At 66.8% G+C, this 15,633-nt stretch carries 14 protein-coding genes; 4 read left to right on the top strand and 10 right to left on the bottom strand.

All coding sequences use genetic code 11. From position 1 onward, the window contains the following. Positions 1-9 precede the first annotated feature (9 nt). The 6 genes from GRI55_RS07785 to GRI55_RS07760 form a co-directional block, all read right to left on the bottom strand. Entirely contained in the window at positions 10-1,674 is a 1,665-nt protein-coding gene (locus GRI55_RS07785; protein WP_160766745.1) for a preprotein translocase subunit YajC, read from the bottom strand. 16 nt (positions 1,675-1,690) lie between these two features. Beyond that, complete coding sequence (locus GRI55_RS07780) at positions 1,691-2,713, bottom strand: P-loop NTPase family protein (RefSeq protein WP_160766744.1); 1,023 nt, start codon at positions 2,711-2,713, stop codon at positions 1,691-1,693. A 6-nt stretch (positions 2,714-2,719) separates the two neighbouring features. Beyond that, a complete protein-coding gene (locus tag GRI55_RS07775) occupies positions 2,720-4,237 on the bottom strand; it encodes an XrtA system polysaccharide chain length determinant (protein ID WP_050601198.1) in 1,518 nt (505 codons plus the stop codon). Positions 4,238-4,251: 14 nt separating this feature from the next. Further along, positions 4,252-4,896 (bottom strand): XrtA/PEP-CTERM system exopolysaccharide export protein, encoded by a 645-nt coding sequence (locus GRI55_RS07770; protein ID WP_063506499.1) that lies wholly within the window; start codon positions 4,894-4,896, stop codon positions 4,252-4,254. A 160-nt stretch (positions 4,897-5,056) separates the two neighbouring features. Continuing rightward, the gene (locus GRI55_RS07765; RefSeq protein WP_160766743.1) at positions 5,057-6,283 is read right to left on the bottom strand and encodes a pyridoxal-dependent decarboxylase, exosortase A system-associated; all 1,227 of its coding nucleotides are present in this window, start codon (positions 6,281-6,283) and stop codon (positions 5,057-5,059) included. Continuing rightward, positions 6,280-7,794 carry an acyl-CoA ligase (AMP-forming), exosortase A system-associated gene (locus tag GRI55_RS07760; protein WP_160766742.1) on the bottom strand — a complete coding sequence of 505 codons (1,515 nt, stop codon included), beginning with the start codon at positions 7,792-7,794 and terminating at the stop codon, positions 6,280-6,282. The genes GRI55_RS07765 and GRI55_RS07760 overlap by 4 nt, the downstream gene beginning before the upstream one ends. Before the next feature lie 26 nt (positions 7,795-7,820). Between GRI55_RS07760 and GRI55_RS07755 the strand changes: the two genes are divergently transcribed. Genes GRI55_RS07755 through GRI55_RS07740 form a run of 4 tightly spaced genes read left to right on the top strand, consistent with a single transcriptional unit; the run spans position 7,821 to position 10,609 of the window. Then, entirely contained in the window at positions 7,821-8,786 is a 966-nt protein-coding gene (locus GRI55_RS07755) for a GNAT family N-acetyltransferase (RefSeq protein WP_307019430.1), read from the top strand. A 46-nt stretch (positions 8,787-8,832) separates the two neighbouring features. After that, on the top strand, positions 8,833-9,135 hold the full coding sequence (locus GRI55_RS07750; protein ID WP_160766741.1) for an acyl carrier protein: 303 nt from the start codon (positions 8,833-8,835) through the stop codon (positions 9,133-9,135). 8 nt (positions 9,136-9,143) lie between these two features. Beyond that, the gene (locus GRI55_RS07745; protein WP_160766740.1) at positions 9,144-9,824 is read left to right on the top strand and encodes a hypothetical protein; all 681 of its coding nucleotides are present in this window, start codon (positions 9,144-9,146) and stop codon (positions 9,822-9,824) included. Further along, positions 9,821-10,609, top strand: a complete 789-nt coding sequence (locus GRI55_RS07740) for a hydrolase 1, exosortase A system-associated (protein ID WP_160766739.1) — start codon at positions 9,821-9,823, stop codon at positions 10,607-10,609. The genes GRI55_RS07745 and GRI55_RS07740 overlap by 4 nt, the downstream gene beginning before the upstream one ends. On the opposite strand, the gene GRI55_RS07735 is transcribed toward GRI55_RS07740, so the two are convergent. The 4 genes from GRI55_RS07735 to ilvD are packed head-to-tail and all read right to left on the bottom strand — an operon-like array spanning position 10,594 to position 15,404. Beyond that, complete coding sequence (locus tag GRI55_RS07735; protein ID WP_160766738.1) at positions 10,594-11,790, bottom strand: class I SAM-dependent RNA methyltransferase; 1,197 nt, start codon at positions 11,788-11,790, stop codon at positions 10,594-10,596. The two genes, GRI55_RS07740 and GRI55_RS07735, sit on opposite strands and share 16 nt — an antisense overlap. After that, complete coding sequence (locus GRI55_RS07730) at positions 11,787-13,172, bottom strand: NAD(P)H-hydrate epimerase (RefSeq protein ID WP_237452451.1); 1,386 nt, start codon at positions 13,170-13,172, stop codon at positions 11,787-11,789. Before GRI55_RS07730 ends, GRI55_RS07735 begins: the two co-directional genes overlap by 4 nt. After that, on the bottom strand, positions 13,165-13,518 hold the full coding sequence (locus tag GRI55_RS07725; RefSeq protein ID WP_063505699.1) for a hypothetical protein: 354 nt from the start codon (positions 13,516-13,518) through the stop codon (positions 13,165-13,167). The genes GRI55_RS07730 and GRI55_RS07725 overlap by 8 nt, the downstream gene beginning before the upstream one ends. Before the next feature lie 38 nt (positions 13,519-13,556). Further along, positions 13,557-15,404 (bottom strand): dihydroxy-acid dehydratase, encoded by a 1,848-nt coding sequence (ilvD, locus tag GRI55_RS07720; protein ID WP_160766737.1) that lies wholly within the window; start codon positions 15,402-15,404, stop codon positions 13,557-13,559. Positions 15,405-15,633 lie beyond the last annotated feature (229 nt).

The following is a 15,633-nucleotide window of genomic DNA, read 5'->3' as shown; positions in this document are numbered from 1 at the left end:
GCAGTCCTATCAGAAATCGTACCGCAGGCCGAGCAGGGCCGATGCAGTGGTGAAATTGTCGGGCGCGATATCGCTGTCGAGCATCGAGATCGCCACCGCCGCGCGCGCCGAGAGATTGCGGATGACCTCTTCGCTGTAGCTGGCCGATCCGCCAATCGCGGTCACGTCTTCGGCGCCCGCCGTTCCGCTTTCGAAACGGTTGGCATAACTGTTGACCGAGAAGCGGCCGCGCTGGCCGACCGGGCCGGACAAGCCGGCCGTCACGTAATAGCTTTCATCAACGAGGCCGTCGGCCAGTTCGAGTACCGTGCCGGGCGCGCCGATGAAGGTGCGGCGATCGTAGCCCGCGCCGATGCTGGCGGTCATGCGGCCGATCTGGCGGCTGTAGCTGCCGACCACGCCGCGGCCCCGGAAGACCGAAGAGCGGAGCGAGCCGAGCAGGCCGTCGAGGCAGCCGCTGCCGTCGATCGAGCTGACGCAACCGGTCAGCTCGCCCGTGACCGGATCGCGCGAGACGGTGAAATCGGTGGGCAATGCAGCGAGCGAATTGTTGAGCCGGCCGCCGAATCCCTGAATGCCGTCATAGACACCGATCTGCAAACTGCTGCGGCTGCTCGGCCGCCAGCTGAAGCTGCCGTAGAAGGTTTCGCTGTCATAGCGATGGCCGAACCGCGCTTCGAGCTGCGTCCGGCTGCTCGGCGACCATACGACCCCGACATCCCAGATGAGGCCGCTGGCTTCATAGGCGATGATCCGCGGGCTCGCCTCATCGGTAATGAAACGGCCATTGTCGCCGATGACCGGGTTGCCCGCGGCATCGCGCACCGCATCGCGGCTCGACACTTCGACGTCCTCGATGCCCGCACCCGCGACGATTGCCAGCGTCGGCGTGACGGGAACGGTCACGTCGCCGCGGACATAGGCATCGCGCACGCGCTGATCGAGGTTGGAGACATCTTCCTGGTAGTAGCCGGCACCGACCCCGAGACCGACCGGTAGCGGCTGGCCGGGCCGCGTTCCCGCGCGCACGCTGGCGCTGTGCGAAACGCTTTCGTCGAACAGGTCGGCAGCGGTGCCTGTGGCGGTGATGAAATCGGGGCTGTCGACGCGCGTATAGCCGATACGGTAGTTCGCGTTCACTTCGACATCGCCCGCGCGCGTCTGCAGCGTGGGTCCGGCATAGGCGGAGTATGTCTGGGTCGAAAGCGTATCGTCGACGATCGGATTGATCACCGAACGGCCCTGCGCATCCACGCGCGTGCTGCTGGCCAGCGCGCCCGCTTCCACCGTCAGGACGCGCGGAATGATCGAGGCATAGCCGCGCGCCACGCCGGTGATCGTATCCGAATCGGCGCCGTTGGACTGGTGCGCGAAATTGCGTTCGTAACGCACCGACACGCTGCCGCCGTTGTTGCGCCCGGCGATCGAGGCGTCGACCCCTGCGGCAAGTTGCGTGTAGGTAACCACATCGCTGCCCGGCGATATCTGCCAGCTCGCCAGCGAATTGGCCTCGATATAGGGATCGATGCTGGTGCGCCCGCCGCCAGTGGACACGCCTTCGGCCGCGCTGCCCGCCGAACCGCTGTCGGCCCCCTGGTAGGACTGGGCCTGCAGCGGCGCGGCGCCAAACAGCGCAACAGCCGTCGCGGCGCTTGCCAGATAGGGTGTTTTCATTCGGTAGATCATGGGCTTACTCGCCATATCCGTAATAGGTTCCGAACCTGCGCCCGCTGGGGCTGAAGGTCGCATCGTTGAGCAGCAGCTTGATGTCGGGACAGGCCGAAAGCAGGTCGACCGCATCTTCCAGAGCCGCGCGCCCGGTTAGATCGGCGCGGGCGACCAGCAATGCCTGGCCCACCTGCTTGGCAAGCTCGGCAGCCGGCGTCGCGGCGAGTGCCGGCGGGCTGTCAAACACGATGATCCGGTTGCGCGCGCCGCGCGTGAGCTGGTCGAGCACATCGCGGGTGCGTTCGCTCGAAAGATATTCGCTGTCACGTCCGGTGCGCTTGCCTGCAGGCAGGACGAACAGCCCGGGAATATCGGTACCGACGACGAAATCCGCGACCTGCGCAGCAGGGTCGGACAGCACGTCCATAAAGCCCGCGGATTCCTGCAGGCCGAGTTTCTCCATGACCGACGGATTGCCGAAATCGGCATCCACCAGCAGCACTTCCATGTCGCGTTCGCCCGCCAGCGCGATGGCGAGATTGAGCGCACAGAAGGTCTTGCCCTCGTTGGGGTGCGGCGAACAGACCAGCACGCGGCGCGCCAGCTGGCTGCCCTCGGTCTTGGTGGTGGCCAGCACCTGGCGCTTCACGATGCGGAATTCCTCGAGCAGCGTCGATGCCCCGCCATCGGGATCGATCAGGCCCTGCTCGCGCAACATGGCGCGCACGATTTCGCGTTTCGGACCGGTAAAGGCGACCACCGGGCGGTCGGGTTCCACAACCGCCGGCTCGGGAACGGTGGACGTATGCGCATCGCTCGCGCGGCGCTGCGGTACGGGTGCCGGCGCGGGAGTCGGCGTCACCTCGATGGTCCGCCGCGGGGCGAACTTCTTCGCCTTGTCGCTGTCGAGCTTGGCCGGAACCGCGGCGGGAATCAGCCGGTCGAAGCCGAAGGTGCCGCTGGCGCGTTCGAGAAGCGATGCCCGCTTGGGCTTGCCATCGTCATCGTTCGACGGCTCTATCTGCGTGGGTTTGTTCACTGCCATGTTCCCTCAGGCCACCGATCCGACCTGGACGATTTCGACGACCAGCAGCAGGAAGCACACCGCTCCCAGCGCACCGACACCGGCGAAGAATTGCTTCAGACGGAGTTTCTGGTGCTTGCGCGCCGCTTCGGTGACCGAACGCGAAATCGTCCCGATCACCGGCAGGTCGAGCGAGCGCTCGAGCTTGTCCGCGGTGGTGAAGCTCGAACGGAGCTGGCCGAGGACGAATGCGGCCCCCGCGCCCGCGCCGAGGCCGACGATCAGCACGCCCAGCAGCAGCAGCGGCCGGTTGGGAGCCGCGGGATTGCGCGGCGCGGTGGGCGGGTCGATCACCTCGAACTGGAATGCGCTGCGTTCGGTTTCGACCTGTCCGCGCAGCCGCATTTCCTCGCGGTCGTTGAGCAGGTCGTCATACTTGTCCTTCAGCACTTCGTAGTCGCGGCTGATGCGATTGGCTTCGGCCGCCACGGCAGGCTCGTTGGCCTGCGCGGCGATCAGCGCGGAAATGTCCGATTGCACCGCCGCCTTGCGGGCCTGCAGCGCCTGCACATTGGCCTGGCGTTCGGCGCGGATCGACATCAGCGAAGTGTAGGCCGGGTTGGGCGAACCGCCCGAACCCGCCGGTTCGCTGGCTGCCTGTTCGCGCAGCGAGGCGATCTGGCGCTGCTGCGCCTGCACGTCGGGATGGCTGTCGGTCAGGCCGCGCGCACGCATAGCCGAGAGGTTCGATTGCGCCTGCATCAACGCCCCGCGTGCGCCCCCGCCCCCGGCGGTCACGATGCTGCGCGGCGTGCTGGCGATCTGGCCGTTGATGGCCGCCAGCGCGCTTTGCGCCGCGGCGATATCGGCATCGATCCCGCGCATTTCGGTGCGCATCGTCTGCAGGCGACCGGTCACGGTGCCAGTGCCGCCGATCAGGTCTGGATGTTCCGCCTCGAAGGCCAGGCGCCGCTGTTCGGCAGCTTCGAGCTCGGCCTTGCGGTCGTCGAGCTGCTGGTCGAGAAACGCGATCGTATCGGCGACATCGCCGCGGTTGCCCGCAATGTTCGATTCGCGGAAGATATCGATCAGCTTCTGGACCACGTCTTTCGCCAACGCTGCGTTCTCGGCATCGCTCAGGCTCGACTTGCCGACCGTCGCAGTGATCGTGAACAGATTGTCCTGCTCGCTCTCGACCACGATGTTCTCGGTCAGGCTCTGCACCGCGCTCTGCATCTCATTGTCGGTGGCGACCTTTTCGCCCAGCTTGGTGCTGCGTACCACGCGCTCGAGATTGACCGCGCTGACCAGCGTCTGGCGGACCTTGGTGATCGCCTGCTTGCCGTCGCCGGAAATCTCCAGCTGCTCGGACAGGACATCCTCGAGCTCGACATAGATCCGCGCCCGGCTTTCATAGCTGTTGGGGATGAACGCAACCGCCAGCCAGCCGAGGATGCACACGGCCCAGGCCACCGCGAGCGCGAGCCAGCGGCGGTTCCACACCGTATGCAGCGCGCTGCGAAGTTCTTCGACGACTTCCTGCATGCCCCCGCAGTCCCCTAGAAGGTGCTTTCGGGGATGATGATCACATCACCCGGTTGCAGCAGCACATTGGCCTTGCTGTCGCCCCGCTTGAGCAGATCGGTCAGGCGCAGCGCATATTCGCGCTGGCGGCCGAGCTGCTTGTCGAAACGGATCAGCTTGGCGCGATTGCCGGCGGCGAACTCGGACAGGCCGCCGACCGCGATCATCGCGTCGAGCACGGTCATGTTCGCGCGGTAGGGCAGCGAGGCCGGTTGCGCCGTGGCGCCGACAATGCGGATCTGCTGGCTGAAGGTCCCGGCAAATTCGTTGACGATGACCGAGACCAGCGGATCCTCGATATACTGGCTGAGCTGGAGGCGGATATCCTCCTCGAGCATCGATGGCGTCTTGCCCACCGCCGGCATGTCCTTGACCAGCGGGATGGTGATGCGGCCATCGGGGCGCACCTGGATCTTTTCCGCACCCAGTTCGGGATTGCGCCAGACATGGATGGTCAGCTGGTCGAGCGGACCGATCACATATTCCTCGCCCGGGCCTTCCTGCATGGCGACGAAAGTCGCGGGGGGAAGCTCGGTGTTGCCGCCGCCGGCACAGCCCGCCAGCATCAGCATGGGTGCGGCGCATCCGGCAAAAAGCAAGCTTGGTCGGTTCAAACGCATGTATCTATCCCGGCATCTGTCCACGGCCGTTTCGGACGCCGATTGCGCCCGTTGGCCCCTGTTTGGGAAGACTATTGCCCAAGAAAGGTGAACATACAGTTAGCCATAGCGCCCGGGAACCGCAGAAACCGCAGGATTCGTGGGCCTTACCCCGCCACGTTCACACCAGCATTTCGGCCGCCGGCCCCTGTCCGAGGAAAGCGCTGGGTGACGCGCTGGCGCCATAGGCCCCCGCGCAGAACACCGCGACCAGATCGCCCACCTCGGCGCGGGGCAGATGCGCCTTGTCCGCAAGCCGGTCGAGCGGGGTGCACAGGCAGCCGACCACATTCGCGGTTTCTTCCGGTTCGGCGGCAAAGCGGCTGGCGATCGCCACCGGATAATTGCGCCGGACCACCGTGCCGAAATTGCCCGATGCCGCCAGCTGGTGATGCAGGCCGCCATCGGTAATCAGATAGGTTTCGCCGTAGCTGTCCTTGCGATCGACGATACGTGTGAGATAAACCCCAGCTTCGCCAACAAGATAGCGGCCGAGTTCAAGAAAGAGTTCAGCATCGGCCAGCGTCTCGGGCAGGTGCGCGAAGCGGTCGTGCAGCGCGGCCCCTACGGCAGCTATGTCCAGCGGCTCGTCACCCGAAAAATAGGGAATGCCGAAGCCGCCCCCCATGTTGAGCTTGGGCAGCTTGACCCCCGCCTCGCCAGCCAGGCGATCGGCGCAATCGAGCACTTTCGCCTGCATGTCGATCACCGCTTCGGCCGACAGTGCCTGGCTGCCGGTAAAGATATGCAATCCGCGAAATTCGCAGCCTGCCGCAATGATCCGCGCGATCAGTGCCGGCACCCGTTCGGCATCGATCCCGAATGGCTTGGGGCCGCCGCCCATCTTCATCCCCGATCCCTTGAGTTCGAAATCGGGATTGACGCGGATCGCCATCCGCGGCGTCTTGCCGAGCCGCGCTGCGATACCCAGCGCGCGGTCGGCCTCGGTCTCGCTTTCGAGGTTGAGCGTGACGCCCGCGGCAATAGCCGCTTCCAGTTCGCTGTCGCGCTTGCCCGGCCCGGCGAAACTCACCCGCGTCAGGTCGAAACCCATTGCCCGGACCATTTCGAGCTCGCCGCCCGATGCGATATCGAGCCCGTCCGCTAGCGTCGAGACATGGTCAAGAACCGGCGCGAAACTGTTGGCCTTGATTGCATAATTGATCTTGATCCGGTCGGGCATCGCCGCGCGCAGATCGGCAAGGCGGTGCGTTATCAAATCCTTCGAATAGACGAACAGCGGGGTCCGCCCCGCAGCCTCGACCCAATGACTGGCGGGCTTGCCGCCGATGGCCAGCTCGCCGCCGATCGCGGTATAGCCCGCGGGAATGGGTCCCAGCGGCTTCATGCGCCGATCTCCGTGGCGATCGCGGTCCGGTCGAGTTTGCCGTTGGGATTGAGCGGCAGCGTGTCGCGCCAATGGATCACGTGCGGTTGCATGAAATTGGGCAGTTCCTTCTGCAGGGCCTTGCGAAGGCCGCTTTCGGGGTCGTCCGAGCCTACGGCAGGACGCACGACGAGATGGATCGCGTCACCGAGGCGTTCGTCCTGGACCCCGAGCGCGACCGCTTCGGCCACCAGGCCGCTCGCCACGGCAGCGCTCTCGATCTCCTGCGGACTGATACGGTTCCCCGCGCTCTTGATCATCGCATCGCGCCGTCCGACGAAATGGAGCAGCCCGTCCGCATCGCGCAAGACCCGGTCGCCCGACCAGACGGCCGTGCCGCCATATTCGGACATCGCCGGGGCCGGCTTGAAGCGTTCGGCTGTACGCTCGGCATCCTGCCAGTACCCCTGCGCCACCAGCGGTCCGCAGTGCACCAGTTCGCCTTCCTGACCCGGTCCGGCCAGCGAACCATCGTCGGCCATCACCAGTATCTCGGCGAAGGGAATGGCCCGGCCCATAGATGTCGGATGGGTATCAACCAGCACCGGATCGAGATAGGTCGAACGGAATGCCTCGGTCAGGCCATACATCGGAAAAAGTTGTGATTGCGGGAACATGCCGCGCAAATCTCGCACGAGGTCGAGCGTCAGTGCGCCGCCGGAATTGGTCAGCCGCCGCATGCTCCCGATCGCCTCCGCAGGCCATTCGACGTCGGTCAGTTGGAGCCACAGGGGCGGCACCGCAGCGAGCGTCGTCACCGCATGCCGGGCGCAGGCTTTCGCCACATCGCGCGGGAAGAGATAATCGAGCGGGACCACGCAGCCCCCCGCATACCAGGTCGATAGCAGCTGGCTCTGGCCGTAATCGAAACTCAGCGGGAGCACCGCCAGCGTCACATCGTCCTCCGCCATGCCGAGGTAATGCGCCACGCTGACCGCGCCCAGCCACATATTCGCATGGCTCAGCATGACGCCCTTGGGCCGGCCGGTCGAACCGCTGGTGTAGAGGATGGCCGCCAAGGCGTCCGGATCGTGCGCGGATGGCCCTGCATGGTCGCCCTGCGCTTCGGCCAGCGCGAAGACATCGGCTTCGTCGATCGGCGAACACGCTGGCGGCAGGTCCGCGTCCTCCAGCGTGGCCAACCGTGCCCTGGTCCCGATCAGCAACACCGCGCCGCTGTCGGCAACGATATGCGCGACCTGCGCGCGCTTGAGCAGCGGGTTGATCGGCACGTGCACCACGCCTGCGCGGGCCGCGGCGAGCGGCAGCAGGCAGGTCAATTCCCCCTTCGCCGCCCAGCTGGCGACACGCGCGCCCGCCGGCACCCGGCCCGCGAGCCAGCCTGCAAGCAGGCCCACTCGCTTTCTCAGCTCGGCATGGGTAAGCGTACGCTCGCGCAGAACGAGCGCAGGCGCATCGTCTCGCCCGCGCTCGGCCAGTCGATCGAGCGGCTGCGGCGTGGGATCAGGCATTAACGCTCCTGAGTGAGGGAAATCCGGTGGACATCGCGGTCAGCTATCACGAGAGCCTTACCAAACTGCAAGCGCTGGATTGGCCGCAGGACGGTCCTTTCGACAGGCTGGAGTGGTTCGGCCTGCTCGGACCCGTGCTTGCCGCCATGGCCGAGCGCGGGGATGAGCGCGTGCTGCTGCCGCTGCGGCGCGAACATGACCACCTCGCCAGCCTGACCTACTGGTTCAGCTTCAGCTGGCGCCCGCTGGGCCGTTCGCAAGCCCTGCTCACCGCCCTCGCCCGCGACCTGCGGCGACAGGCCGGCCGGATCGTGCTTGCCCCCGTTCCCGGCGAGGACGGTAGTGCGGACGTGCTCGAACAGGCGTTCCGCAAGGCCGGCTGGCTGGTCTTTCGTAGCACCTGCGATGAAAACCACGTGCTCCCGGTCGAAGGCCGCAGCTTTGCCGAGTACTGGGCCGCGCGCCCGGGCAAGATGCGGACCACGCTCAAGCGCAAGGCGCGCAAGGTCGAGGTGAAAATCCTCACCCGGTTCGACGAGGCGGCCTGGGCCGACTATCAGGCGGTCTATGCACAAAGCTGGAAGCCGCGGGAGGAACGCGCGGATATCCTCGAGGCGTTTGCCCGCGCGGAAGGCGCTGCCGGCCGGATCCGGCTGGGGCTCGCCTATGCCGCTGGCGAGCCGGTCGCGGCGCAGTTCTGGACGGTGGAAGGCAGCACCGCCTATATCCACAAGCTGGCGCATATCGAGGCGGCCAAACCGCTTTCGGCGGGGACAACACTGAGCGCGGCGCTGTTCGAGCGGGTTATCGATACGGATGGCGTGTCGCTGGTCGATTTCGGTACCGGAGCCGATGCCTACAAGCGCGACTGGATGGAAGCGAACCGGCCGCGCTACCGGCTCGATTGTCTCGACTGGCGCCAACCGCGGGCCTGGCCGGCCATCGCCAGGGAGTGGGTCCGCCACCTTGCACCGCACAATAGGCCCAGCTAAGGGCAGCGCCTCCAATCCAGGGCCAAAGGCAGGGGAAGCCGAGGAAATGAACGCCGAAACCGCACACGCCGCACCGACCGGGCCGAGCCGCAGCGACATCGACCAGACGCTGCGCGCGATCCTGCGCGACGTTCTCGGCCTCGACCAGGCGCAGGTCGACGGCTTCGATGCCGATACCGGGCTGTTCGGCCACCTTCCCGAACTCGACTCGATGGCCGTCGCGGGCCTGCTTACCGAAATGGAAGACCGGCTCGACATTGTCATCGAAGACGAGGACGTCGATGGCGAAATGCTCGAAACCTACAGCGGCCTGCTGGCTTTCGCCGAAGCCAAGGTCGTCGAAAGCTGACCGCGCACATGTATGTCACATGGCCTTGCCCGCTGCCGGACGGCACGTCGGGCGAGGAAATGGCGCTGTGCTTCGAACAACGGCGGTCCCGGCGCTTGCTGGTGATCCCCCCGCTGTTCGATGAAGCCAACAAGTTCCGCCACCAACTCTCTGAAATCATGCGCCGACTGGATGAAGGCGGCGTGGATTGCTTCCTCCCCGACCTGCCCGGCTGCAACGAAAGCATGGCGCCGCTGCAGGCGCAGACGCTCGCCGGCTGGCGGCAGGCGGTCGGGGCGGCTGCCGCGCATTTCGGTGCCGCGCATGTCCTTGCGGTGCGGTCGGGCTGCTGGCTGGTGCCCGATGACATGCCCGCCGCGCTCTATGCTCCCGCAAAGCCTGCACAGGTCCTTCGCAACATGCTGCGCGCACGGGTGCTGGCCGCAAGGGAAACCGGGCATCCGGAAACCGCCGAGGCACTGCTCGACGATGCGCGGTCGAACGGCATCGTGCTCGCGGGCTGGCAGCTCGGCGCCGAGCTGGTCGGCGAACTGGAAACGGCAGTTTACGATCCTTCGCCGCGGCACCGGGTCGTCGAACAGGCCGAGCTTGGCGGGCGGCCGCTGTGGCTGCGCGCCGAAAACGATTTCGATGCCGCGCAGGCCGACACGCTGGCGGCGATCGTGATGGCAGAAATGGCCGAGAGATGAGCAGGCTGCATCTTACCTTCGAATGCCGCGAGCAGCGCTGCGGTGCCACGCTGGACAGCGCGCCGGGTACCACCGGGCTGTTGATCGTCAGCGGGGGCAACGAGATACGCGCCGGCGCGTTCAACGGCCAGTCGCAGCTTGCCGCCGAGATCGCGCGCGCCGGTTTCCCGGTGTTCCGCTTCGACCGGCGCGGGATCGCCGACAGCGAGGGCACCAATCGCGGCTTCCGCCGCTCGGGCCGCGATATCGCGGCCGCGCTGCTCGCCTTCCGCGCAATCGCTCCACAGGTCCAGCGCGTGGTGGCATTCGGCAATTGCGATGCTGCCAGCGCCCTCATGCTGGCCGGGGGCGCGGAATGCGATGCGCTGGTCCTCAGCAACCCGTGGACAATTGACGAAAGCGAAGACAGCACCCCGCCGCCCGCGGCCATCCGTTCGCGCTATGCACAAAAACTCAAGAGCCCGCAGGAACTTGCCCGGCTTCTCTCAGGCGGTGTCGACCTAAAGAAACTGTCGCGCGGGATGGTCAAGGCGATGCGCCCGCGCAGCATCCCCTCGTCGCTCGCCGACCAGATGAAGAGCGGGCTCGACAGCTTTGGCGGGCCGGTGCGCTTCCTGCTCGCCGAAGCCGATCGCACTGCGCAAGTCTTTGCCGAGCGCTGGGATGCAGACGATGACCGGATCGCGCGGTGCCCGGGGGCGGATCACGCCTTTTCGGATGGCGAAGCGCGCGCCTGGCTGCGCGCCCGCCTGCTCGAAACGCTGCGTGCCTACCGGGTGAAGTAGCTCGACAGCTCGACATGCGTCGACCAGCGGAACTGGCCCACGGGACGCAGCTTCTCGAGCCTGAACCCCGCCTCGACCAGCGTCCTCGCATCGCGCGCCCAGCTGGCAGGGTTGCAGCTGACATATACCACGCGCGCGGCATCGCTGGCAGCAATCTGCACGACCTGGTCGCGCGCACCCGCGCGCGGCGGATCGAGCAGGATCGCGCCGAAGCGCCCGGCTTCCTCGGGCTGCAAGGGGTTGCGGAACAGGTCGCGGTGCAGCGCAAGCACGGGCACACCGCGCATGTTGGCTGCGGCCTTGCACGCCAGATGCGCGTCGCGCGCGGCCTCGACCGCCAGCACCTTGCGCGGCCCCGCCAGCGCGAACGCAAAGGTCCCGAGACCCGAAAACAGATCCGCAATCGTCGTCGCCCCGTCGAGGAAGGCGCGTGCATCGCCGACCAGCACGCCCTCCCCATCCTCGGTGGGCTGCAGGAAACTGCCCTGCGGGAAGGGTACCGGGAACGAGCCGAGCGTGATCGTCAGCGGCTGCGGTTCCCACACGGTCTCGGGGCCGAAGCCGCGATCGAGCGAGAGCCGGGCGAGCGCATTGGCGCGCGCGAAATCGAGCAGCGCCTCGGTCGCCGCGAGGCCATCCGCCTCAATCCCCTTGAGCGTGCAGTCCACGCCTTCGTCGACCAGCGTGAGTTCGATATCGACCGGCTGGCGTGCCCCATGTTCGGCAACCAGCGAACGCAGCGGCCCCACCAGTGCGAATAGCTCGGGCACGAGGATGTGGCATTCGCGCATGTCGACAATGCGATGCGCCCCGCCTTCGCGAAAACCGAGCACTGCACCCCGGGCCGTGCGCAGCGCGTGCAGCGTCGCGCGGCGCCGCGAATTGGCTGGCGAGAGATGCGTCGGCAGCACCTCGCCGATGGCAATGCCCTGCCCTTCGGCGGCATGGACGACCCGGTCGGTAACGAACTGGCGCAGCGCGGTTTCATCGGCCTGCTGCAACTGGCAGCCGCCGCATTCCGGGAAATGGCGGCACGGGGGCGTGACATGATGCGGCCCGGCAAGCAGCGTCCCATCGGCGGCAACCGCGTCGCCGGGTACAGCGCCCGCGACGTGGCGGCCCGATGCCGTAATGCCGTCACCGCGGGCGGCGATCCGTTCGATGATCTCGCTGTCGCTCACAGGAATGTCTCCATTGCGGTCCGGACCGCCCGGGCCAGCTCGCCGGCGGTAAAGGCAGGGTCCGCGCGCCGTGCCGCTTCGTGATGCAACCACACCGCTTCTTCGCCAGCGCGGCGCGTATTGCCGTGTACCGCGAGCCGCGAAGCGAAGATGCCGGCAAGGACGTCGCCGGTGCCCGCAACCGACAGCCAGCTGGACCCGCGCGGGAAGAATGACGTCATGCCGCCAGCCACGAGTATCGTGTCTGCGCCCTTGGCCAGCACGGTCATCCCGGTGACGTCATGAAGCCGCCGTGCGCGGTCGAGCTTGCACTCCGTTGTGACGCCGAACGCCTCGCACAGCGCCGCCAGTTCGCCTTCATGCGGGGTAACGCACAGCTTCGAAGCATCGGCCTCCGCCAGTAGCTTCGCATCGAGCAGATGCAGCGCGTCGGCGTCGAGCACCGCCGGCAACCCCCGGCCGAGGACCGCCGCGAGCCGTGAACGGGCAGCGCCATCGCGACCAAGCCCGGGGCCGACCAGGAGCGCCGCGATCCTCTCATCCGCAATGGCCTCGGCGAAATCACCCTGCTCGATCACCAGTTCGGCGGGGGCATCGGGATGCGCGTGTTCGCTGAGCAAACTCACATAGCCCGCCCCCGCGCGCATTGCCGCCTCGGACGACAGCAGCGGCGCGCCGGGCATCGCGCCCGCGACGATCGCAAGCAGGCCCCGCCGGTATTTGTGGGCATCGGCGGCCGGAGCGCCGAGATGCGGCGGCGCGGCAAACGCCGCCGTTCCGCCCCCGGTCTCGATCCCGATCGGAACACGTCGCAGGGCCCCCATCCGGGCAACCGCCGGCATCAACGCATGCGCCTGTTTCCATGCCCCGAGCGCCAGCGTGAGATCGTAGCGAGGGAGCGGTCCGAGCACCCGGCCGCTGTCGCTTTCGACCGCGCTGGGTACGTCAATTGCGATACGATAACAGTCATTTGCTCCGAGCTCTTCGAGCAGTTCGGCAAAAGCGCCCTCGACTGCGCGGGAAAGCCCGTAGCCGAACAGGCAATCCACCACCACGGGGTGCTGCGGCCGGGCCGCTTCGCTCACGGGACCCTCGTAATGCGCCCGCGCGGTGCGCGCCGCAGTGCTGGAGGGTTCGCGCGGCGCGATCACCTCGACCGCATAGCCTGCGCCAAGCAGGCTTTGCGCGATAACATAGCCGTCGCCGCCATTGTTGCCCGGCCCGCACAGTACCGTCACGCCGCGCCCGGCAGCCGCGCGCATGACCCACAGCGCCGCGCCACGACCGGCGCGTTGCATCAGTTCCCATTCGCTGGTCCCGGCATCCACTGCGGCACGCTCGGCCGCGCGCATCTGCTCGACCGTCAACACGGGCTCACTCATCGGCCGGTTCCTTCCAGCGGTAGCGGTCGTCGCCGATCATCAGGACAATGTCGCCCCCCTCGCGCTTGCTGGTCGCGATCTGCGACCCGTCGGATTCGGCGAGGCCGGCGGGGGTGTCCGCAGGCACCAGCGTCCGGAAACCGCCATCGGGATGCCGCATGACATACACCGCGCCCGTGCCCTCGCCGCTCTGGACCAGGCGGCATTCGCTGGCAAAGTCGCTCGCGCCGCCGAGCGCGCAGGCGACGCTGGTGCCGCCTTCGCTCTCGATACCGGGGGATACATCGCAGGCGGCCAGCGCCAGCGCCGCCAGCGGCGCGCATGAGAGGGATCTTGGTTTGACCATCCGCCGCCGCTGCCACGCGCGCGGCCGCGGGGCAAGTGTCAGCGCTTTTTCAGCTGCCCAACATCGCGGATGGCCCCGCGTGCGGCGCTGGTGGTCATGGCGGCATAGGCCTCGAGTGCGGGCGAGACGCGCCGGTCGCGCGGCTTGACCGGTTGCCACCCGCGCGCTTCCATCGCGGCGCGCCGCTCCGCCAGCACGTCGTCGGGCACGGCGAGGGTGATCGTACGCTCGGGAATCGAGATTTCGATCAGATCGCCCTCTTCGACCAGGCCGATGGTCCCACCCTCGGCCGCTTCGGGCGAAACATGGCCGATCGACAGCCCCGATGTGCCGCCCGAAAAGCGTCCGTCGGTCAGCAGCGCGCAGCCCGCGCCCAGCCCCTTCGACTTGAGGTAGCTGGTTGGATAGAGCATTTCCTGCATCCCCGGTCCGCCGCGCGGCCCTTCGTAGCGGATTACCACCACGTCGCCTTCGACCACCTGCCCGGTAAGGATCGCGGTGACCGCATCGTCCTGGCTTTCGTAAACCTTCGCCGGACCGGAGAAGGTGAGAATGCTTTCATCGACCCCCGCGGTCTTCACGATGCAGCCGTCGCGCGCGATATTGCCGTAAAGCACTGCCAGTCCGCCATCTTTGCTGAAGGCGTGCTCGGCACTGCGGATCACCCCGTTTTCGCGATCGAGATCGAGTTCGGGCCAGCGGTTGGACTGGCTGAAGGCGGTCTGCGTCGGCACCCCGCCCGGCGCGGCGGCAAAGAAATTGCGCACCGTGTTGTTCTGCGTGCGGCCGATATCCCAATCGTCCAGCGCATCGGCCATGGTCGGGCTGTGAACGGTCGGCAGCGCGGTGTGGAGCAGCCCCGCCTTCTCGAGTTCGCCGAGGATGGCCATGATGCCGCCGGCGCGGTGCACGTCTTCCATGTGGACATCGTCCTTGGCAGGCGCGACCTTCGACAGGCAGGGCACCTCGCGGCTCAACCGGTCGATGTCCTTCATGGTGAAATCGACCCCGGCTTCATGCGCGGCGGCCAGCAAGTGCAGCACGGTGTTGGTCGACCCGCCCATGGCGATATCGAGGCTCATCGCGTTTTCGAACGCCTCGAAGCTGGCGATGGTGCGCGGCAGGACGCTTGCGTCGTCTTCCTCATAATAGCGCTTGGCGAGCGCCACCACGAGCCGTCCCGCGCGTTCGAACAACCCCTGCCTGTCGGCATGCGTCGCCAGCGTTGACCCGTTGCCGGGCAGCGAAAGGCCGAGCGCTTCGGTCAGGCAGTTCATCGAATTGGCAGTGAACATGCCGCTGCACGAACCGCAGGTCGGGCAGGCGTTCTGCTCGATCGCGGTCACTTCCTCGTCGGTGTAGCTCTCATCCGCCGCCGCGACCATCGCATCGACCAGGTCGAGCGCAACTTCCTTGCCCTTCACCACGACCTTGCCCGCTTCCATCGGCCCGCCCGAAACGAACACGCTGGGGATATTGAGCCGCATCGAGGCCATCAGCATGCCAGGCGTGATCTTGTCGCAATTGGAAATGCACACCATCGCATCGGCGCAATGCGCGTTGACCATGTATTCGACGCTGTCGGCGATGAGGTCGCGGCTAGGCAGCGAATAGAGCATGCCGTCGTGTCCCATGGCGATCCCGTCATCGACCGCGATGGTGTTGAATTCCTTGGCCACGCCGCCCGCGGCCTCGATCTCGCGCGCGACCAGCTGGCCGAGGTCCTTGAGGTGGACATGGCCAGGCACGAACTGCGTGAAGCTGTTGACCACGGCGATGATCGGCTTGCCGAAGTCGCCATCCTTCATGCCCGTGGCGCGCCACAATCCGCGCGCGCCGGCCATGTTGCGGCCGTGGGTGGTGGTGCGGGAACGATAGGCGGGCATGATATTGGTCCGGTCGGCTTCGGGGAGGAAGACAGACTAGAGGATCGCGGGTGCGGGTCGAAGCGGAAAATCTTTACGCGAAGCTAGATGCGGGATTTGCGCGCTGGGGTGCGGAGGAACCTTCGGGCCCGCAGCCGCCGCGTCGCCCCTGCGGAGGCAAGGGCCCAAATGCCCTTCGTTCTTTAACGCCACGTCAGCTGGATCCCCGCCTTCGCGGGGATGACGGGAA

Origin of the sequence: Qipengyuania citrea (assembly GCF_009828015.1) — a bacterium.
Classification (GTDB): domain Bacteria; phylum Pseudomonadota; class Alphaproteobacteria; order Sphingomonadales; family Sphingomonadaceae; genus Qipengyuania; species Qipengyuania citrea.
The sequence above is the reverse complement of the archived record's forward strand: the minus strand, read 5'-3'. Positions and strand labels throughout refer to the sequence as shown.